Source organism: Micromonospora avicenniae, from assembly GCF_900156065.1.
Lineage (GTDB): Bacteria > Actinomycetota > Actinomycetes > Mycobacteriales > Micromonosporaceae > Micromonospora > Micromonospora avicenniae.
This window is the reverse complement of record NZ_FTNF01000002.1, coordinates 492,527-512,205: the sequence shown is the minus strand read 5'-3', so window position 1 is coordinate 512,205 and position 19,679 is coordinate 492,527. Positions and strand designations below refer to the sequence as shown.

20 protein-coding genes are annotated in these 19,679 nt (G+C 72.7%); 15 read left to right on the top strand and 5 right to left on the bottom strand.

Annotated elements, in window-relative coordinates; genetic code table 11:
* Window positions 1-13: 13 nt before the first annotated feature.
* Window positions 14-607 carry a dihydrofolate reductase family protein gene (locus BXA10_RS05600; protein ID WP_076468171.1) on the bottom strand — a complete coding sequence of 198 codons (594 nt, stop codon included), beginning with the start codon at window positions 605-607 and terminating at the stop codon, window positions 14-16.
* Between the two features lie 43 nt (window positions 608-650).
* On the opposite strand from BXA10_RS05600, the gene BXA10_RS05595 reads away from it, so the two are divergent.
* The 3 genes from BXA10_RS05595 (at window position 651) to BXA10_RS05585 (ending at window position 2,889) form a co-directional block, all read left to right on the top strand.
* A complete protein-coding gene (locus tag BXA10_RS05595) occupies window positions 651-1,157 on the top strand; it encodes a TetR/AcrR family transcriptional regulator (RefSeq protein WP_175649117.1) in 507 nt (168 codons plus the stop codon).
* A 17-nt stretch (window positions 1,158-1,174) separates the two neighbouring features.
* Entirely contained in the window at window positions 1,175-1,678 is a 504-nt protein-coding gene (locus BXA10_RS05590; protein WP_175649116.1) for a GNAT family N-acetyltransferase, read from the top strand.
* A 68-nt stretch (window positions 1,679-1,746) separates the two neighbouring features.
* Window positions 1,747-2,889, top strand: coding sequence for a polysaccharide pyruvyl transferase family protein (locus BXA10_RS05585; protein ID WP_076468165.1), 1,143 nt, complete (start codon window positions 1,747-1,749; stop codon window positions 2,887-2,889).
* Between the two features lie 66 nt (window positions 2,890-2,955).
* On the opposite strand, the gene BXA10_RS05580 is transcribed toward BXA10_RS05585, so the two are convergent.
* Window positions 2,956-3,162, bottom strand: a complete 207-nt coding sequence (locus BXA10_RS05580) for a hypothetical protein (RefSeq protein ID WP_076468163.1) — start codon at window positions 3,160-3,162, stop codon at window positions 2,956-2,958.
* 82 nt (window positions 3,163-3,244) lie between these two features.
* Between BXA10_RS05580 and BXA10_RS05575 the strand changes: the two genes are divergently transcribed.
* From BXA10_RS05575 to BXA10_RS05565, 3 genes are all read left to right on the top strand, one after another.
* Complete coding sequence (locus BXA10_RS05575; protein ID WP_076468161.1) at window positions 3,245-3,766, top strand: DinB family protein; 522 nt, start codon at window positions 3,245-3,247, stop codon at window positions 3,764-3,766.
* 132 nt (window positions 3,767-3,898) lie between these two features.
* Window positions 3,899-6,979, top strand: coding sequence for a DEAD/DEAH box helicase (locus BXA10_RS05570; protein WP_076468159.1), 3,081 nt, complete (start codon window positions 3,899-3,901; stop codon window positions 6,977-6,979).
* The gene (locus BXA10_RS05565; protein WP_076468157.1) at window positions 6,976-7,878 is read left to right on the top strand and encodes an SWIM zinc finger family protein; all 903 of its coding nucleotides are present in this window, start codon (window positions 6,976-6,978) and stop codon (window positions 7,876-7,878) included. The genes BXA10_RS05570 and BXA10_RS05565 overlap by 4 nt, the downstream gene beginning before the upstream one ends.
* A gap of 72 nt (window positions 7,879-7,950) precedes the next feature.
* Here the strand turns inward: BXA10_RS05565 and BXA10_RS05560 are convergent, their stop codons facing one another.
* The 3 genes from BXA10_RS05560 to BXA10_RS05555 form a co-directional block, all read right to left on the bottom strand.
* The gene (locus tag BXA10_RS05560) at window positions 7,951-8,208 is read right to left on the bottom strand and encodes a DUF3040 domain-containing protein (protein ID WP_076468156.1); all 258 of its coding nucleotides are present in this window, start codon (window positions 8,206-8,208) and stop codon (window positions 7,951-7,953) included.
* A 538-nt stretch (window positions 8,209-8,746) separates the two neighbouring features.
* A complete protein-coding gene (locus BXA10_RS31360) occupies window positions 8,747-8,908 on the bottom strand; it encodes a hypothetical protein (RefSeq protein WP_175649115.1) in 162 nt (53 codons plus the stop codon).
* A 172-nt stretch (window positions 8,909-9,080) separates the two neighbouring features.
* Window positions 9,081-9,752, bottom strand: a complete 672-nt coding sequence (locus BXA10_RS05555; RefSeq protein ID WP_076468154.1) for a bifunctional DNA primase/polymerase — start codon at window positions 9,750-9,752, stop codon at window positions 9,081-9,083.
* 246 nt (window positions 9,753-9,998) lie between these two features.
* Here BXA10_RS05555 and BXA10_RS05550 point away from each other — a divergent pair, with 246 nt between their 5' ends.
* From BXA10_RS05550 to mctP, 9 genes are all read left to right on the top strand, one after another.
* Window positions 9,999-11,228 (top strand): helix-turn-helix domain-containing protein, encoded by a 1,230-nt coding sequence (locus tag BXA10_RS05550; protein WP_076468153.1) that lies wholly within the window; start codon window positions 9,999-10,001, stop codon window positions 11,226-11,228.
* A gap of 16 nt (window positions 11,229-11,244) precedes the next feature.
* Window positions 11,245-11,817, top strand: coding sequence for a flavoprotein (locus tag BXA10_RS05545; RefSeq protein ID WP_076468152.1), 573 nt, complete (start codon window positions 11,245-11,247; stop codon window positions 11,815-11,817).
* Window positions 11,818-11,933: 116 nt separating this feature from the next.
* Window positions 11,934-12,764 carry a Nif3-like dinuclear metal center hexameric protein gene (locus tag BXA10_RS05540; RefSeq protein ID WP_425436037.1) on the top strand — a complete coding sequence of 277 codons (831 nt, stop codon included), beginning with the start codon at window positions 11,934-11,936 and terminating at the stop codon, window positions 12,762-12,764.
* Window positions 12,761-13,498 (top strand): zinc ribbon domain-containing protein, encoded by a 738-nt coding sequence (locus tag BXA10_RS05535; protein WP_076468150.1) that lies wholly within the window; start codon window positions 12,761-12,763, stop codon window positions 13,496-13,498. Before BXA10_RS05540 ends, BXA10_RS05535 begins: the two co-directional genes overlap by 4 nt.
* Before the next feature lie 5 nt (window positions 13,499-13,503).
* Window positions 13,504-14,724 carry a bifunctional RNase H/acid phosphatase gene (locus BXA10_RS05530; RefSeq protein WP_076468149.1) on the top strand — a complete coding sequence of 407 codons (1,221 nt, stop codon included), beginning with the start codon at window positions 13,504-13,506 and terminating at the stop codon, window positions 14,722-14,724.
* Window positions 14,658-14,888: a putative leader peptide gene (locus BXA10_RS32685; protein ID WP_425436031.1), complete on the top strand. Its 231-nt coding sequence runs from the start codon at window positions 14,658-14,660 to the stop codon at window positions 14,886-14,888. Before BXA10_RS05530 ends, BXA10_RS32685 begins: the two co-directional genes overlap by 67 nt.
* 114 nt (window positions 14,889-15,002) lie before the next feature.
* Window positions 15,003-17,459 (top strand): M14 family zinc carboxypeptidase, encoded by a 2,457-nt coding sequence (locus tag BXA10_RS05525; RefSeq protein WP_245828137.1) that lies wholly within the window; start codon window positions 15,003-15,005, stop codon window positions 17,457-17,459.
* A 326-nt stretch (window positions 17,460-17,785) separates the two neighbouring features.
* Window positions 17,786-18,028 (top strand): DUF3311 domain-containing protein, encoded by a 243-nt coding sequence (locus tag BXA10_RS05520; RefSeq protein ID WP_076468147.1) that lies wholly within the window; start codon window positions 17,786-17,788, stop codon window positions 18,026-18,028.
* The gene (gene mctP / locus BXA10_RS05515) at window positions 18,028-19,677 is read left to right on the top strand and encodes a monocarboxylate uptake permease MctP (protein WP_076468145.1); all 1,650 of its coding nucleotides are present in this window, start codon (window positions 18,028-18,030) and stop codon (window positions 19,675-19,677) included. The genes BXA10_RS05520 and mctP overlap by 1 nt, the downstream gene beginning before the upstream one ends.
* Window positions 19,678-19,679 lie beyond the last annotated feature (2 nt).

Here is a 19,679-nt window from a genome sequence, read left to right as displayed (position 1 = left end):
CTCGCCATCATCGTCAGTCTTGGCTACCCGGGCTGCCCTCCGATCGGGCGTAGCGCAGGATCACCACTCCACTGTCGAACGGGCGCGCGTCGACCAGGGTGAAGCGTCGTGGGTCGAAGCCCCGGGTGACGAGCGGGATGCCGCTGCCGACCACGACCGGGTTCAGCTTGAGGATCAGCTCGTCGACCTCGGGCAGGAGTTGCCCGGCGAGCTGACCGCCGCCGGCCAGCCAGATGTCCTTGCCGGGCTGCGCCTTCAACGCTCGGACGAACGCGACCGGGTCGCCGGCGACGATCTCCACCTCCGGCTCCGCGGCGGGCGGCAGCGAGCGGGAGAAGACGTACTGCCGCAGGTGGGCGTAGGGGCTGGTGATGCCGGCGGCGAGCCCCGGGTCGTAGGTGCCCCGGCCCATCACCACGGCGTCGAACCGACCTTCGGGCCGGTCGATGCCGAACTGCGCGTGGGTGAAGGTGGGCAACGTCTGGGGGTAGGTCGCCACCAGGTGGGCCACCACGTCGGGCTCCAACGGAAAGAAGTCGTACGACCCGTCGGGTGCGGCGATGAAGCCGTCGAGGGTGCCGGCGACGTAGTACACGAGCTTGCGCAAACGGGATCTCCCTGCAATCACTACTGATGTCGTGGTTCAACGTATGCCCGTCGGCACCGCCTCCAACTACTTCCGCTCGCGCGACGCCCTGCTCGGCGCGCTCGGCGAGCGGATCATGGAGCGGTTCGCGCCGGACGAGGAGGTGCTAAGCGCGCTCGGCGCGCGGGAGCCGTCGCTGGAGCTGTTCACCGACTACGTCCGTTACATCGTCGAGCGCACCACCCGCCAGCCCGAGCTGACCCGCGCGCTGTTCGAGCTGCGGCTGGAAGCGGTCCGCCGTCCCGACCTGGCCCGAATCCTCGGCGACACGCTCCGCCGGGGCTACCGCGACGATGTCGCCTTCCACGTCGCCAGCGGGTTACCCGGTGGCGCGTTCGAGGTGGCTCTGCTGCACTACGCCATGGACGGGCTCCTGCTCGACCTGCTCACCACCTCCATCGACGCCGGCTTCGACGCCGACGAGGTGGTGTCCGCGTTCGTGTCCCGCCTGGTCGCCGGGGTGTCCCACCCGTCCGGCCGGGCCGACCCCGGAAGGGCTCCTGCCGCATGACCCTGACACTCGCCCTGATGACCGACGAGGAGCTCACGACGCTGCTCGGACCGCTGCAACGGTCGTACGCCGAGGAGTTGACCCGGCATCGGGGGATTCCGGCGGCCGCGGCGTTGGACCGGGCCGTAACCCAGACGCGGGACCTGCTGCCCGCCGGTGCGGCCACCGAGGACGTCCTGCTACGGGTCGCCCGGGTCGACGGTGTCCAGGTCGGCTGGATCTGGGTGACCCTGCCCGGCGCGGCCGGGGCATCCGACGCGCCGGCCGGCTCGGGGCGGGCCTGGATCCACAACATCGAGGTGCATCCGGAGCACCGGGGACGGGGATACGCGCGGCGGATGATCCAGCTCATCGAGGCCGAACTCGCCGGGCTCGGCGTGACCGAGCTGGGCTTGAACGTGTTCGGTTCGAATACGGTGGCCATCGGCCTGTACGAGAGTCTCGGCTTCCAGGTCGCCGCCCAGCAGATGACCAAGCAGCTCGCCGCGGGCGCGCCGGAGCCTCCGTCGTCCCTGGGCTGAGTTGACGCGCAGGAGTGTTCACCGGCCCAACGGGAAACCCTCGCCGACGCACCCGGGAGGAGCGACGGATGAGGCATGGCGCCGGACTGACCATCGGTGTGCTCGGCTCGTACGGCGGTCGGAATCTCGGTGACGAGGCGATCCTCACCGGCCTGCTGGCCGATCTGCGCGAACAAGAGCCAAATGCCCGGATTATCGTGTTCTCCCGGAATCCGGAACACACCCGGGTGGCTCACCCGGACGTCGAGGCGGTGCCCTGGGAAGGAGTCAGCCGCACCGACTCCTCACTGGTGCTGGCCCAGCTCGACCTGCTGATCCTCGGCGGCGGCGGCATCCTCTACGACAAGGAGGCACGCCGCTACCTGCGGGTGGTCCGGGTCGCCCAGGAGCGCGGGCTGCCGCTGATCACGTACGCGGTGGGGGTCGGGCCGCTCAGCGACGGGGTGGACACCGGCATGGTCCGGGAGACGCTGGCCGGTGCCACCCAGGTCACCGTCCGTGACCAGGAGTCCCGGATGGTGCTGGAGGAGGCCGGACTGGTCAACCCGATCACGGTCACGGCCGACCCGGCCTTCCTGCTCGAGCCGGCGGACTTCCCCGCCGAGCTGCTGCGCGAGGAAGGTGTGCCGGCCGGCAAGCGGCTGGTCGGGATGAGCGTACGGGAGCCGGGCCGGGCCGCTGAGCGCTTGGACGTGGACGGCTACCACCGCCTGCTGGCCCAGATCGGCGACTTCCTGGTGCACCGGATCGACGCGTACGTCCTCTTCGTGCCGATGGAGCGCGACGACATCCGGCACTCCCACGGGGTGCTCTCACACATGATCGCCGCCGAACGCGGCCGGATCCTGCACGGCAAGTACTCGCCCCAGCAGGTGCTCGGCCTGATGCGACACTTCGATCTGGCCGTCGGCATGCGGCTGCACTTCCTGATCTTCGCCGCGATGGTGGGTACGCCGTTCCTCCCGCTGCCGTACGCGGGCAAGGTCTTCGACCTGGCTCAGCGGCTCGGCGTGCCGGCGCTGCGCGGTGTGGAGCGTGAGGTGGAGGGCCCGCTGCTCGCCGAGGTCGACCGGCTCTGGGACGAGCGGGGGCGACGCGCGGAGGCCACCGCACGCCGGGTCGCGCAGGTCTGCGACGAGGCGAGGGGCACCTCGCAGGTCACCCGTGCCGTGCTCGACAGCCTGCGGGCCCACACGCTCACCCGCGCCTGAGCGGACCCGGGACGCCCGGGCAGCCTGGGCTCTGCCTCGCTCGCCCCGGCGTTTCCCGACAATCGCTCAGGCGGCCGGACCCCGCCAGCAGTAGCGCCAGTCGCGGGCCTCCTCGCCGGCGGACTCCAACTCGTAGATCTCCGCGGCGGCCAGCCCGCCGGGGCCGAGATGGTGATGGGTCAGCGGCGGGCGGCCGTTGCTGTCCAGCTCGACGACGACGCGCTGCCCGGCGGCCGGACCGTCCACGAGGGGAATCTCTACCGTTGCGGCCATGGGCCCCATCCTGCCCTTCGCGGCGGGGCCGCGCAGCGGATAGCGGGCTGCACGGGGATTCCGGCCGGGCTAGGGTGCGGAAATGGCGGAGACATCGATCGATCCCACGCTCGCCCCGGTGCTGGCCAGGACGGGCGACGAGCGTGCGGTGCTCGAATCGTTCCTCGATTTCCACCGCGGCGTGGTGCTGCGCAAGGTGCGCGGGCTCTCCGACGCCGAGGCCGCGCGTCGGCTGGTCCCGTCCGCGACGACCCTCGCCGGCATGCTCAGGCACCTCGCGATGGTGGAACACAACTGGTTCCCCTGCCTGCTCGCCCCCGAGCCCGGCGACGTCTACCTGACCAGCGAGGAGGACGCGGCGGCCAGCTTCGCCCTCACGCCCGGCGACACGGTCGAGCGCCTCACCGCCGCGTACGAGCAGGCGTGCGCCCGCTCCCGGGCGGTGGCCGCCCGCTTCGACCTCGACCACGTGGTGCCGCACCCGCAACTCGGTGAGGTCTCGCTGCGCTGGATCTTCGTGCACATGATCGAGGAGACCGCCCGGCACGCCGGCCACGCGGACATCCTCCGTGAGCTGACCGACGGGAGCACCGGCGCGGTGTGACCCCGCTCCGCCGGCGAAGGCCGCCGGTGGCCGTGCCGAGCGGCCGCCGTGCTCCGGCCCCGGGACACGGCGGCGCCGGTGCGGCGCCCCGGTTCGCCTATCCTGGGCCGGGGTGTCGACGAGGGGGAGCACGTGCTGGTCATCCACGGGTCGTGGCTGCCCGGCGAGTCGGTGCTCGCCGTCTGGGGCGAGGAGAGCGCGCTCCCGGCCGCCGCGCCGCCCCGGCCGGGCCGGCCGCCCCGGGAACGCCCGCACCCGTTCGCAGCCGACCACCCGGCGCTGGCCGCCGCGCTCGCGGAGTTCGCCGAGCCGGCCGGGCTCGGCTCCGAGCTGCTCACCCTGCCGGCCCGCGGTGGCGTACCCGTCGAATCGCCGGAACTGGTCCGGCCCGCCGTCGAGGAGCCGCCGCGCGGGCGGGTCACCCTTGCCGGGTGGCGGGTTCCCGTGCTGCGGTACGCCCCGGACGCCGCGCTGTCCCTGCTGCGCGCCGTGGACGAGCTGCCGGTGGTGCCCGGGGCGACCCTGCGCCACCTCGCCGAGCTGGCCCGCTTCGCCGTCGACCTGGTGACCCGCGGCCGGGTTCTGCCCGGCGTGGCCGACGGACGTCCGGCGCGGGCGGTCTGGCGACCGCTGCTCACCGGCACCGACGCCGGCTGGGCGCGCTCCCTCGCGCTCGCCCTGCCGCCGGCCGCCCGGGCCGCCCACCCCGACCTGGCCCAGGGCGACCTGGTCGCCGACGCACTGGACGCGCTGACCGACGCCGCCGCCCGGACCGCGCTCGCGGAGACCGCGTTGGCCCGCGGTATGCGCCCCGGCGGCCCCGTGCCGGCCTGGCTGGCCGCCCTCGCCGGACCGCAGCGGGAGTTCACCGCCGACCCGGCCGCGTTGGCCACCCTCCGGGCGGAGCTGGACGCGTGGCAGCGGGACGCTGCCGGCGGCCGTGTCCGGGCCAGCTTCCGGCTGGTCGAGCCGGCCCCGGACGAGATCACCGAACCGGTTCTGGTGACCGTGCCCGGCGCGGGCGCCGACGACGGGCCCGCTGCCGTCGCCGAGGGCCGGTGGCGGCTGGAGTTCGGGCTTCAGGCCGCGGACGAGCCGAGCCTGCACGTCGACGCCGGGCAGGTCTGGCGGGAACCGGCGGCGGTAGCCGCCCTCGCCGGCCGGGCCGGGAACGTGCAGGAGACCCTTCTCGCCGAACTGGGCCGGGCCAGCCGCCTCTGGCCCGACCTGGACGAGGCGCTGCGTACGGCCGCGCCGGAGGTGCTGGAACTGGACGTCGAGGGCGCGCACCGGTTCCTGCGGGAGGGCGCCCCGGTGCTGCACGCCGCCGGGTTCGGTGTGCTGCTGCCGTCCTGGTGGCGGCGTCCCTCGGCCCGGCTCGGCGCCCGGCTGCGCGCTCGCGGCCGCGCCGCCCCGGGCACCGTCGCCAGCACCGGGGGCGGGGTTGGGCTGGACGCCCTGGTCGACTACCGGTGGGAGGTGGCCCTCGGCGACCAGCCGCTCACCGCCGAGGAGTTGGCGGCGCTGGCGTCGCTGAAGACTCCCCTGGTGCGGCTGCGCGGTCGCTGGGTCGAGCTGGACCCGAAGCGGCTCGCCGCCGGCCTGCGCCTGCTCCGCTCGTCCGGTGAGCTGACCGTCGCGGACCTGCTGCGTCTCGGCCTCACCGCCGGTGACGACGAGGAGGCCCTGCCGGTGCTGGAGGTGAGCGCCGACGGGCCGCTGGGCGACCTGCTCGCCGGCGCCGTGGAGCGGCGGCTCACCCCGTTGGACCCGCCCGCGTCGTTCCGCGGCGTGCTGCGCCCGTACCAGCGGCGGGGCCTAGCCTGGCTGGCCTTCCTCCAGTCGCTCGGCCTGGGCGGCGTGCTCGCCGACGACATGGGGCTGGGCAAGACGGTGCAGCTGCTCGCGCTGCTCGCCGGGGACCCGCCGGAGGCCGGGCCGACGTTGCTGGTCTGCCCGATGTCGCTGGTCGGCAACTGGCAGCGGGAGGCGGCCCGGTTCACGCCGGAGCTGCGCGTACACGTGCATCACGGCGCCGACCGGGCGCGCGGAACGGAGTTCACCGAGGCCGTGCAGAGCGCCGACCTCGTTCTCACCACCTACTCGGTGGCGGCCCGCGACTCGGTGGCGCTCGCCGGCATCGACTGGCACCGGGTGGTGGTGGACGAGGCGCAGGCCATCAAGAACGCGGCCACCCGCCAGGCCGAGGCCGTCCGCGCGCTGCCGGCGCGGCAACGGGTGGCCGTCACCGGTACGCCGGTGGAGAACCGCCTCGCCGATCTCTGGTCGATCATGCAGTTCGTCAACCCCGGGCTGCTCGGGCCGGCGGCCACGTTCAAGAAGCGGTACGCCGAGCCGATCGAGCGCCACGGCGACGCCGAGACCGCCGAGCGGCTGCGCCGGATCACCGGCCCCTTCGTGCTGCGCCGGCTCAAGACCGACTCGTCGATCATCTCGGACCTGCCCGAGAAGCTGGAGATGGAGGTGGTCTGCAACCTGACGGCCGAGCAGGCCTCGCTCTACCGGGCGGTGGTCGACGACATGCTTGCCAAGATCGAGTCCAGTGAGGGCATCGAACGGCGCGGCCTGGTGCTGGCCACCATGACCCGGCTCAAGCAGGTCTGCAACCACCCCGCCCAACTGCTGCGCGACGGCTCACCGTTGGACGGCCGCTCCGGCAAGCTGGCCCGGCTGGACGAGATCCTCGACGAGGTGCTCGCGGCGGGGGAGAAGGCGCTGCTCTTCACCCAGTACGCCGAGTTCGGCGGCATGCTGCGCGGCCACCTCTCGGCCCGCCTCGGCCGCGAGGTGCTGTTCCTGCACGGTGGCGTAGGCAAGGCCGACCGGGACGCCATGGTCACCCGGTTCCAGTCCCCGGACGGCCCGCCGATCTTCATTCTGTCGTTGAAGGCGGGCGGCACCGGGCTCACCCTGACCGCCGCTAACCATGTGGTGCACGTCGACCGCTGGTGGAACCCGGCGGTCGAGGACCAGGCCACGGACCGGGCGTTCCGGATCGGTCAGCGCCGCCGGGTGCAGGTACGCAAGTTCGTCTGCGCCGGAACGGTGGAGGAGAAGGTGGCCGCTCTGATCGCCGACAAGCGCAGCCTCGCGGCTCGGGTGGTGGGCACCGGTGAGCAGTGGGTCACCGAGCTGTCGACGGCGCAGCTGCGGGAGCTGTTCGCGCTGGAGGCCGGGGCGGTGGTCGAGTGAGCGAGGGGACGACCAACGGCCGCTTCGCCGACTACGGCCGTCCGCGAAAAGTGGCGGGCGGCCTGCGGGCGCGCAGCACCCGCGGCGCGATCGGCCAGTCCTGGTGGTCACGCCGGTTCCTGGAGGTGCTGGAGTCCTTCGCCCTCGGCACCCGGCTCACCCGCGGCCGGTCGTACGCGCGGGCCGGCCAGGTCGTGCGGCTGGACATCGCTCCCGGCATGGTGAGCGCCGTGGTGCAGGGCTCCCGGCCCCGTCCGTACGACGTCCATATCGGACTTTCCCCGTTCCCCGCGGAACTCTGGAACCGGATCGAGGCGGAGCTGGCCGGCCAGGCGTTCTTCAGCGCCCGGCTGCTCGCCGGCGACCTGCCGTCCGAACTGGAGGAACGTTTCGCCTCGGCGGGCGCGCCACTCTTCCCGGCCGGGATCGACGAGCTGACCCAGCGCTGCAACTGCCCGGACTTCGCCGTGCCGTGCAAACATCTCGCGGCCACGTTCTACCTGCTCGCCGAGGCGTTCGACGCGGACCCGTTCGAGCTGCTGCACTGGCGTGGCCGTGGTCGTACCGATCTGCTCGACCGGCTCCGGACGCTCCGGGCGACCAGCAACGGCGCGGTGACCCCGGCATCGTCCGAAGAGGACGAGGTGACCGTCGGCGTCGAGCCGGTGGACACCCTGCCGGCCGGGGCCGCGCGGGCCCTGGCCACCCTGCCTGCGACGCCGATGGCCGAGGTGACCGACCGGTTCTGGTCGCCGCCGGTGCCGCTGCCCGACCGGCCGCCGACCCTGGCCACCGGCCCGGACCTGCTGCTGCGACAGCTGGGTCCGCCGGCTCCCGCCATCGGCGGGCCAGGTCTGCTGGAACGTCTCCGGCGGGCCTACCGCGCCTTCGGCGGCTGAGGCGGATGCCGGCGCGCCGACCCGCTCGCGGTCCGGGTCTTCCCGAAGCCGCGGGCCGGCCGGCGCGGACGGTCATAGCCAGCGGCGCCGGAAGCGCCACATCAGCACCGCGTTGGCCACCAGTACCACTGCGCAGATAGCGCCGGCCAGCCGCCCGGCGAGTACGGTCATCGCCGGCAGCGCGGCCCACAGCACGATGGTCAACAGCAGCAGGTAGCGGCCACGGCGGCCGCGTGCCCGGTTGTCGAGCCGGGCGAAGAACGCCGGGTCGCTCTCGCGGAGCTGCCGGGTGATCTGTTCGAACCTGCGCTGATCCTCTTTGCTGAGCATGGCGGTGCCTTCCCCTCACGCGGTTCAGCGGTCCGGCGGCATACCCGCTGCGGCGGCGGCTCACGCCGCCCCCTGCCGGTCCTTTTGCCCTTGGCCAGCCCTGCCGCGCGACCGTGTTACGCGCCCCGCCGGAACGTGCCACATGCCAGAGGTCCGTCGGCGGATCTGTACGGTCTGCGATTGGGCGTGATACCACAGAGGCATAAATATGACCCAGCGGTATCAGCGTGAGACACCGATGCCGGCCGCGTCGCGCGGCACGCCCAGCCGCCCAGTCGGCGCCGGACGCGTCCGCATCTGCCGGTGCGGCGCAGCGGTCCGGAAGCAGCCGGAAACGGCGCAGGAAGTCGGAGCTGGCGCGACTTGTCCGAGCGAGCGCTTACGACGCCTCTTGTCCGGCCCCGCGGCCATCCCGGTCGAATCGCCCGTCCGCCGGGAGGACGGCAACCGGAACAACCGCCGCCGGAAGACCCGCCACCGGGAGAACCGCCACCGGAAGAACCGCCACCGGAAGGATCGGCTATCGGGGTCGGTCGGGTCAGCGCACCGGACGGTGGGTGCCGGCCGGGCGGGAGCCCATCGGCCGGGGACGGCCGGGACGTGAGCCCGCCGGACGGGTGCCGGCCCAGCGACGCCGGGGGCGGCTGCGGTAGGGCGGCTCGCTGCCGCCGGTGTACGGCGCGGTGTTGTCGGTGGACATTGTTCCCCCGCTCCCGGCGCGGGTCCGCGCCGTCGCCCTGCTCAACGAGGACAGGCACCCCCACGACGCTGCCGTTTTCGGGGTCCGTAGCGCCCGTGACCTCGCCGGTGTCGCTGTCCCGTCGCGGCTGGAGGCAGTGGTCACCTCGACGTCGCGGCCCCGTCCCGCCAGGTCACATGCCGCGGCGGGGGAGGGGCAGATGACCGGGGAGCAGATCCGAGGTGAGCGTGATGCCGGTCGCCCGGAGCGCGTCGATCAGGGTGTTCTGCAAGAGGTAGGAGTCGGGCAGTTGCCAGCGGGCCTGCTCCGGTGCGACCGCCCAGCGCACGGCACCCTCCGGCAGTCGGGTGGGAGGTGCCGGGATCCACGATCCGGGCCCGTGCCGCACCACGTGGAAGCAGTGCTCCAACTCGGGTCGGAGCGGGTCGCCGGGGCGTACCAGGAACATCCAGCGGCCGGTCGGCGTGACCAGCACCGGCCCGCGGACGCCGGTGCCGGCCGGGTGGACCTGAACCGCGTCCAGCACCAGCCGGCCGAGGTGGGCGGGGACTTCGAGCACGTCGAACGCACGACCGGTGGGCAGCAGCACGCCGTGTGGCCGGGTACGCCACCAGGTCGCCACCCGGGCCGGGTCGGCGCTGGCCGCGTGCTCCCAGTTCTCCAGCGCGGGGTGGCAGCCGACCGTGGGACAGCCGGCCCGCCCACAGACGAAACGGCTACGGGCCAGGCAGGCCCCGGGAGTCACCTCCCAGCCGTGGACGGCGTAGCGCACCGCGACCCGGCGCAGCCGGACCCGCTCCAAAGGCGACAGTTGCGCGACCCGCGGGCCGACGTTCCCCCACATTTGTGCCATCTCCCCTCGTCGGCCCGACGGACCCCGCCTATTACGTCGAGCACCGTCACTGCCGTAACCCGCGATCGTTGAGTTGACGAACGGCTGATGCAAGTTGCACGAAAACTATGAGGACTGGCTGTACGGCTGACGCACAGACTGTGCGACCAGCGGAAATCTGAGACGTGCCGCGCGCCCGCAACCGCGAGGAGTCGGACCGGCCATCGGCCCGCGTCTCAGCAGGGGAGGGATCGGTAGATGGACGAGCTACCCATAGGCCGACGGGTCGCCTACTGGCGGGGCCGGCGCAAGATGTCGCAGCAGGTCTTCGCCGACCGGTTGGGCAAGTCGAAGAGCTGGGTGGACAAGGTCGAGCGCGGTGTCCGCCGGCTGGACAAGTTCTCCGTCCTGTACGAGATCGCCGACATCCTCCAGGTCGACGTGCAACTGCTGCTGGGCAAGGACCCGGAGCGGCGCACCGACGCGCTCAACTGCATCGACCAGGTCGAGGTGGAGGAGATCCGAGCGGCCCTCGAGCGGTACGACTCGATGAGCGCCTACTTCGACGCCGCGCCCTACCCGCGGCCGCTGGCAGACATGCGCAAGGCCGTCAACCACGCCTGGCTCACCTACCAGTACGGCCGCTACGGGATGCTCACCCGCGCCCTGCCGAAGCTGCTGCGCGACGCCCAGGCGGCGGACGCCGGTTACAGCGGCGACGAGGCCCGCGAGGCGGCCCACCTGCTCGGGCAGGTCTACCAGATCGCCTCCTCGGTGCTGCGCAAGCTCGGCGAGTGCGACCTGGCCTGGCTCGCCGCCGACCGGTCGATGGCGGTCGCCCAGCGGGCCGACGATCAACTCCTGGCCGGTATCGCCACCACCCGGGTCTGCAACGCCCTGGTCGCCATGGGCCGGCCACGCCCGGCGCTGGAGCTCAACGTCACCATCGCCAACCGGCTCGCGCCCGGCGGCGCCAACGACGCCTCCCCGGAACGGCTCAGCGTCTACGGCATGCTCCTGCTCCAGGGCGCGATGGCGGCCGCCCGCATCGGTGACTCGGCGACCGTGGGCGACCTGATCAGCGGTGCCGAGGAGGCGGCCATCCTGCTCGGTGGCGACCAGAACCACTACTGGACCTCGTTCGGCCCGACCAACCTCGAACTGCATCGGGCCGCCGCCGCCGTCGAGCTGGGCGACGGGGGCCGGGCAGTGGAGGTGCACCAGCAACGCATCCAGGAGCCGCCGTTCAACGCGCTGCTGCCCGAGCGGCGGGCGCATCACCTCCTCGACATCGCCCGGGGCTACGCGCAGATGGGCGACGTCGCCAACGCCGGGGAGATGCTGCTGCGCGGCGACCGGCTCGCGCCGTCGGAGATCCGGTGCCGGCCGATCGCGCACGAGGTGATGTCCGACATCCTCCGTCGCACACGTGGTGCGCCGCCTTCTCCGATTGCGGAGTTGGCTGAGCACATGGGAGTAGGAGTATGAGCGCGGAGTCGGCCTGATGACCGGCCCGCGATCCGTCAACGGGCGCCGCGAGGTGCTCTACGTCATCGCCTGTGGTTCGCCGCTCGCCCGGCACGTAGGCCGGCTGGTGAACCTGGCTCAGCAGGACGGCTGGGACGTCTGTGTGATCGCCACGCCGGACGGCGCCAAGTTCGTCGACCGGCCCGCCGTGGCCCGGCAGACCGGCCATCCGGTCCGTACGCACTACAAGCAGCCGAGCGACCCGGACCTGTTGCCGCCCGCGGACGCGATGATCGTCTGCCCGGCGACGGTCAACACGGTCAACAAGTGGGCGGCCGGGATCACCGACACGCTCGCGCTGGGGCTGCTGGTGGAGGCGCAGGGCCTCGGTACGCCGATCGTGGCAGTCCCGTTCACCAACGCGGCCATGGCCGCCCACCCGGCGTTCCGGGCCGGCCTCGCCCGGCTGGACGAGTGGGGCGTGACAGTGCTCTTCGGCGACGACGTCTTCCCGCTGCACGCGCCCGGAACCGGCGAACGGCACCTGCACGCCTTCCCGTGGGAGATCGGGCTCACCGCGTTGCGCAAGCGGCTCTGCCCAATGGTCTGACCCGCCCCGGCAGACGCCGACCGCCCTGGTCCGGCGGGGGAGGCGGCCGGGCGCGGCCCACGCCGGTAAGCTGGCCCGCCGTGAGCACAACCGGATCAGGGCCGACGGTGACCGAGGTGGTCGCCGAGCTGGAACGGCGCTACCCGCCGGTCTGGGCCGAGGACTGGGACCGGGTCGGTCTGGTGCTCGGTGAGCCGTCCGCCCCCGTACGCCGGGTGCTCTGTGTGGTCGACGTGGTCCCGGAGACGGTCGCCGAGGCGCTCGACGCCGCCGTCGACATGATCGTCGCCCACCATCCGCTGCTGCTGCGCGGTGTCTCGTCGGTCGCGCCGACGACGTACAAGGGGCGGATCGTCCACCAGCTGATCCGGGCCGGGGTCGCGCTCTACGTGGCGCACACGAACGCCGACGTGGCGGCACCCGGGGTGTCCGACGCCCTCGCCGCCCGGTTCGGGTTGACCGATCTGCGCCCGCTCCGCCCCGCCGCGCCCGGCTCGCCCGCGTACGGGCCGGGCCGGGGCTTCGGCCGGGTCGGTGAGCTGCCCAGCCCGATGACCCTCGCCGAGCTGACCCGGCACGCCGCCGCGGTGCTCCCCGCCACATCCTGGGGCGTACGCGCGGCTGGCGACCCGGGGCGGATGGTGCGTACGCTCGCGGTCAGCGGTGGCTCCGGCGACGCCTTCCTCGGTGACGCGACCGCGGTCGGGGCGGACGCCTACCTCACCGCCGACCTGCGGCACCACCCGGCCGGCGAGCACCTCGCCGCCGAGGGGACCGCCCTGCTCGACGCCGCCCACTGGGCGACCGAGCGACCCTGGCTCGACGACCTGGCGGCGCTCCTGCGGGAGACGACGGGCGTCGAGACGCTGGTGTCCGACCTGGACACCGACCCGTGGACCATGCACGCTTGCGCCCCCGCCCTGGACGACAAGGAGCTCCGAACGTGAAGGCTGACCCGAAGGTCCAGCGCCGCCTGCTCGATCTCCAGGCGATCGACACCGCCCTCGCCCAGCTCGCTCACCGCCGGCGTGCGTTGCCCGAGCGGGCCGAGCTGGAGGCGCTGGCCCGGGAGCTCTCCGCGCTGGAGGACGAGCGGGTACGCGCCCAGGTGGCCGTCGACGACCTGGACCGGGACATCACCCGGATGGAGAAGGACGTCGAGCAGGTCCGGGCCCGCAAGGAGAAGGACGAGGCCCGGCTCGCCGCCGGCAGCGGCCCGGCGCGGGAGCTGGAGGCGCTCCAGCACGAGCTGGTTTCGTTGAACCGCCGGCAGAGCGACCTGGAGGACTCCGAGCTCGAACTGATGGAGCAGCGGGAGACCGCCCAGAGCGTCCTCGACGGTGTCGAGCAGCGGCTGGCCGTTGCCCGGGACAAGCGGGCGGCCACCGAGCAGCGGCGCGACGAGAGCCTCGCGGAGATCGCCAAGGAGGAGGAGTTCAAGCGCGCCTCCCGCCAGCCGCTCGCGGCCGATCTGCCGGCCGACCTGGTCACGCTCTACGACCGCATCCGGGAGGACACCGGCCTCGGTGCCGCCCTGCTCACCGCCGGCCGTTGCGGCGGGTGCCGGCTGGAGCTGTCCGGGGCGGATCTGGCGCGCATCCGCAAGGCGGACCCGGACGACGTGGTCCGCTGCGAGGAGTGCCGACGGATCATGGTGCGTACCAACGAGTCGGGTCTGTAACGGCCATGGCTCCTCGGGTGGTGCTGATCGAGGCCGACGGCGGGTCGCGGGGCAATCCCGGTCCGGCCGGCTACGGCGCGGTGGTCCGCGATCCGCAGACAGGTGAGGTGCTCGCCGAGCGGTCCGAGTCGATCGGGGTGGCCACCAACAACGTGGCCGAGTACCGCGGCCTGATCGCCGGGCTGGAGGCCGCCGCCGAGCTGGGCGCCACCGAGGTCGACGCCCGGATGGACTCGAAGCTCGTGGTCGAGCAGATGAGCGGTCGCTGGCAGATCAAGAATCCGGGGCTCCGCCCGCTCGCCGCGCAGGCCGCCGAGCTGGTGGCCCGGTTCGCCGCGGTCCGGTTCAGCTGGGTGCCACGGGAACGCAACCGGCACGCAGATGCCCTGGCCAACGCCGCCATGGACGCGGCTGCCGGCGCGCCGGCGCGGCCGGTGGTCGAGCCGCCCCGGATCGTCGAGCCGCCGCGCGAGGTGGCCGGCCCGGATCCGGCGGCCCGGGACCGGGCGCGTCAGGTCGGCACCAGCGCCGCCAGTGCGCGTGCCACCGGCGGTGACGCGAGCACCGCGCCCGCCTCCTGGGAGCCCCGGCCGAGCTTCACCGCGACCCGGCTGCTGCTGGTCCGGCACGGTGAGACCGAGTACACCGAGCAGGGGCGCTACTCCGGTCGCGGAGACGTCGCGCTCTCGGCACGGGGGCGTGAGCAGATCCGGGCCACCGCCGCCCGGGTGGCCGCGCTGGCGCCGGGCGCGGCCGCCGTGGTCAGCTCGCCGCTGTCCCGGTGTACGGCGACCGCGGCGGCGATCGCCGAGGCGCTCGGTGGTGTGCCGGTGCGCCGCGAGGACGACCTCATCGAGTGCGACTTCGGCGCCTGGGAGGGACGTACGTTCGCCGAGGTGCGCGAGGGCTGGCCGGGGGAGTTGGACGCCTGGCTCGCCTCGACCGCCGTCGCGCCGCCGGACGGGGAGTCCTTCGTCCAGGTCGCCGAGCGGGCCGGCCGGGCGGTGGCGGCGCTCTGCGAGGCGTACCCCCGGGAGACCGTTGTGGTGGTCTCGCACGTCTCGCCGATCAAGTTGATGTTGCGCGACGCGCTCGCGGCCGGCGACGCCTTCCTGCACCGGCTCTACCTCGACGCGGCCGGCATCTCCGTGGTGGACCTGTGGCCGGACGGCGGGGTGGCGGTCCGGTTGGTCAACGACACCGCCCACCTGGCCGCGATTGCCTGACCGCGGCCGGTGGTGTCCCGCGCCACACTTCACGTTCCGTGTGCCGGTTGACAGCACGCCGTGAGACATCGAAGATCTGTTACGTGCGAAGCGTTCACCTGACGAAGCGGGGTCACATCGACCTCCTGCGCGTCGCCAGCGCCGCCTGTCGACGCTCCCTCTGACGCCGGGTTCCACCCTTCCTCGCACGCTGCTGGCGATATCCCGACTCCGCAGGTCTCCGGCCCTGCGGTGCGTCCGCCTGCGCGCACCCCCGCCTCCAGACAGGAGACGTGTCCTTGTCGGTACGCAGAATCCTTCCCCGGCTCACCGCCACGGCGGTGACCACCGCGGTCCTCTCCACGGCGGCGCTGACCGCGCCGGCCGCCGCCTCGGCGCTGCCGGCGGTGCCACCGGCCGCCCCCGACCTGTCCCACATCCCGGGCTATCCCCGGCAGAGCGTTCTGCCGGTCTGGCCCGACAACCCGGCGGACGCCTCCATCCCGATCGGCGTCATCGCGTACGACGACATCGCGCCGAAGCTCAACGCCCTGCAGACCGCCAGTCGTCGGGTCTCCGCCCGGGTGGCCGGGAAGTCCGCCGGCGGCCACGACCTGTACGCGGTCACGGTGACCGCGCCGGAGACCCGCGCCGAAGCTCGTCAGCAGGAGATCTGGAAGCGCCGCATCGAGGACGAGCCGGTCCGTGCCCGGCAGGACCCGGCGCTGCTCGCCGGCTACAAGACCCCGCTGTTCGTCAACGCCAACATCCACGGCAACGAGTGGGAGGGCACCGACGCTGCGCTGCGGGTGATCGAGGACCTGGCCACGGACACCAGCCCCGAGGTGACGAGGCTGCTGGAGCGCAACCGGCTGGTCTTCAACATCACCTCCAATCCGGACGGCCGGGTGGCCGGCACCCGGGCCAACGCCGCGGGGTACGACCTGAACCGTGACCTCACGACCGTGTCGCAGCCGGAGACGAACCTCATCCGCGAGCTGATCGTCGACACGAAGCCGATCATCACACTCGACCTGCACGGCTACGTCAACCCGACGCTGCTGCACCCCAGCACGCCGCCGCACAACGTCAACAACGAGTACGACCTGTACATCAAGCACGGTCTGCCGAATGCGCTGGCGATCGAGCAGGGCCTGCGCGACCTCGGGTACGCCGAGACCCAGCGGGCCCGGATCCCGTTCCGTGACGACGAGCCGGGCGTGTGGGACGACTTCCCGCCGATCTACGTGCCGTCCTTCGCCATGCTGCAGAGCAGCATCCCGTACACGATCGAGGCGCCACTGAACCCCCGGGGCAGCGACCTCACGCCCGAGGAGCGGCTGCGCCGCTCCCGCATCAACACCGACGTCCACGAGGTGGCGATCCGGACGTCGCTGCGGTACATCCAGGAGCACCGGGCGGAGGTGCTGCACGACCAGGCGGAGGTCTACCGGCGTGGCTGGGCCGGTGAGCCGCTGCGCGACATCCCCGACGGGTACGTGCCGGGCTGGGGCCCCGAGGACGACTACCGCACCACCTTCCCCCGCGCATACGTCATCCCCAGCGGGACCGGCCAGCGGTCCGAGCCCGCCGCCGCCCGCCTCGTCGACCTGCTGATCGGCAGCGGCGGCCGGGTGTGGCGGGCGAAGAAGGCGTTCACCGCGGACGGAAGGCGCTACGCGGCCGGCTCGTACGTGGTCGACCTGCACCAGCCCAAGCGTGGCCTGGTCAACTCGCTGCTGGAGCCGGGCGCCGACATCACCGAGCGGGTGGACGACCTCTACGCCGGCCCGGCCGCCTGGAGTCAGGGGCTGACGTGGGGCGCCACGGTGGACACCCTCTGGGACGAGCTGCCCGACGTGCGCCTGGAGCGGACGTACGACGGGGTGGCCGAGGGGTTCCTTCCGCCCGGCGACGGTGACCTGCGCCTCGACCTGCGCGACGCCGCCGATCTGCTCGTGGTCAACTCGCTGCTGGGCAAGGGTGTCGCGGTGCACCGCCTCGCCGACGGGTCGGTGGTCGTACCCGGCACGCCGGGCAACCGGAAGCTGGCCCGCGCCGAGGTACGCGCCCACGGCGTGACCTTCCAACCGGCGCCGAAGCGCTGGCAGGGGACCCGGCTGGACGAGGTCGTCGTCGGCTACCTCGGCACGGTCGAGGAGCGGGACACCCTGGCCGAGCTCGGTTTCGCGGCCCGTGCCCTGACCGCGAGCACGCTCGGCACGACCCTCACCGCGGACGTCGACGTGCTGGTCGTGGCCGGCAACGTCAACCTGGCGAACCTGTCGGCGGAGAACCGGGCAGCCCTGGACGCCTTCCTCGCCCGTGGCGGTGGCGTGGTCGGCCTGGGTACGCCCGGGGCCGGCTTCAGTAACGCCGCCGGCCTGCTCACGGTGACCGCCACCGCCGGACCGAGCCTGGCCAGCGGGGTGGCCAACGTGGTCAACGCCGGCGGCCCGGTGAGCGCCGGTGCGGCCGACCATTCGTTCATCAGCCAGCCGGTGTGGTTCACCGGTCTGGGCTCCGGAGTGACAGTCGAGCAGTCGTACGCTTCCGACCCGCTGCTCTCCGGCTGGTGGGTGACCGAGGGCGCCGGCGGCCAGTCCGCGGCGGCCGACCGGGCCAGCATCGTCCGTGGGGTCTCCACCGCCGGCAACGGGGTGGTGCTCTTCGGCACCGACCCGACGTTCCGCCTGCACCCGAAGGGTCTGCAGGCGCAGTTCGGGCGCGCCCTGCTCTGGGCCGCGCAGCGGTGACAAGCGCGCAGTGGTGACAATCGCGCGGCGATGAGTTGCGCGCGGTCGTGACGGTCGCGCGCTGAGCCGGGAGACGGGCCCGGGTGCCGGTAGGTGCCCGGGCCCGTCCGTCTCTCCGCGGGACCGGCGCGACAGGCCTCCGGGTCGCCGTTGTGGGTGCCCGGGGCCCGTCCGGGAGACGGCGACGCGACGAGCCGCCGCGCCGTTCGGCGCAGCCCGAGCGCCGTTCGGCGCAGCGCCTCCCGCGCGGGTAGCGTGACGGCGGTCACACAGCCGTAGCCTCCGGCCGTTACAACGCGTGCTACGACTTCCCGGAGGTCTGTCATATGGCTGCACCGGACCCGGAGGCGCCGCCGACGGCGTCGGCCAGGGCGAAGGACAAAAGCCCCTGGAACTGGTTGCTCTTCATCCCGATCGTGGTGCCGCTGGTCCCGGCGTTCTTCAACGGGGACTCACCGCGCCTGTTCGGCTTCCCGCGTTTCTACTGGCTCCAGCTCGCCTACATCATCCTCGGCGTGACCACCACGACCGTGGTCTACCAGCTCACCAAGAGGCGGGGTGACCGCTGATGTGGCGCGACCACCTCACCGAGATCATCATCTTCACCCTGCTCTTCCTGCTGGTCAGCGGGATGGGTTTCGTGGCTGCCCGGTGGCGTGCGCCGAAGGACATGGCCCACCTCGACGAGTGGGGGCTGGGCGGGCGGAACTTCGGCGGCTGGATCACCTGGTTCCTGGTCGGCGGTGACCTCTACACCGCGTACACCTTCGTCGCGGTGCCGGCACTGGTCTTCGGAGCCGGCGCGATGGGCTTCTTCGCCGTGCCGTACACCATCGTGATCTACCCGTTGGTGTTCCTGGTGCTGGCCCGCCTCTGGTCGGTGTCGCACCGGCACGGCTTCGTCACCCCTGCCGACTTCGTCCGCAGCCGGTTCGACTCGCCGGTGCTGGCGCTGGTCATCGCGATCACCGGCATCGTGGCCACCATGCCGTACATCGCATTGCAGCTGGTCGGCATCGAATCGGTGCTCAAGGCCATGGGCGTGACGGGGGAGAGCACCCTCGCGCGGCACCTGCCGATCATCGTGGCGTTCGCCATCCTCGCCGCCTACACCTACCAGTCGGGGCTGCGCGCGCCGGCGCTTATCGCGTTCGTCAAGGACTCGCTGATCTACATCGTGATCCTGGTCGCGATCTTCTACCTGCCGTACAAGCTCGGCGGCTGGGGCGACATCTTCGCCGCCGCGGACGCGAAGTTCGACGCGTCACCCGCCCCCGGCGACGGTGTGCTGCTCAACGCCAACAACCAGCTCCAGTACGTCACGTTGGCGCTCGGCTCGGCGCTCGCGTTGTTCCTCTACCCGCACAGCCTCACCGGCGTGCTGGCCAGCCGGAACCGGGACGTCATCAAGCGGAACATGTCCGCGCTGCCCGCGTACAGTCTGCTGCTCGGTCTGATCGCGCTGCTCGGCTACATGGCGATCGCGGCCGACGTGAAGCCGCTGCCCGGGGCGTCGGAGGGCACGGTGGACAACAACACCATCGTGCCGCTGCTGTTCGACCAGCAGTTCCCGAGCTGGTTCACCGGCGTGGCGTACGCGGCCATCGGCATCGGCGCGCTGGTGCCGGCGGCGATCATGTCGATCGCGGCGGCGAACCTGTTCACCCGCAACATCTACAAGGAGTACCTGCGGCGGAACGCGACCGCGGCGCAGGAGGCGAACGTCTCGAAGATCACCTCGCTGGTGGTCAAGGTCGGCGCGGTGGCCTGCATCGTCTTCCTCGACCCGCAGTTCTCCATCGACCTCCAGCTCATCGGCGGCGTCATCATCCTGCAGACGCTGCCCGCGGTGGCGCTGGGCATCTACACCCGCTGGTTCCACCGTGGCGGGCTGGTCGCCGGCTGGGTGGCCGGCATGGGTCTGGGCATGTGGATGCTCTACCAGATCTCCAGCCCGACCCGGAAGCACTTCGCCGGCTCGGCCTTCCCGCTGGAGAAGTTCGGCTTCGACACGCAGAAGACCATCTACGTCGGGATGGTCGCCGTGCTGGTCAACCTGCTGGTCGCAGCCCTGGTGACGCTGGTGCTGCGGGCCGCCAGGGTGGCCGAGGGGGTCGACGGCACCGCGCGGGACGACTACTTCGCCGACGAGGGCGACCCGCGGGTCACCCCCGGCACCCGCACCGACGCGGGCGCCGCGCCCGAACCGGTCGCCTGAGA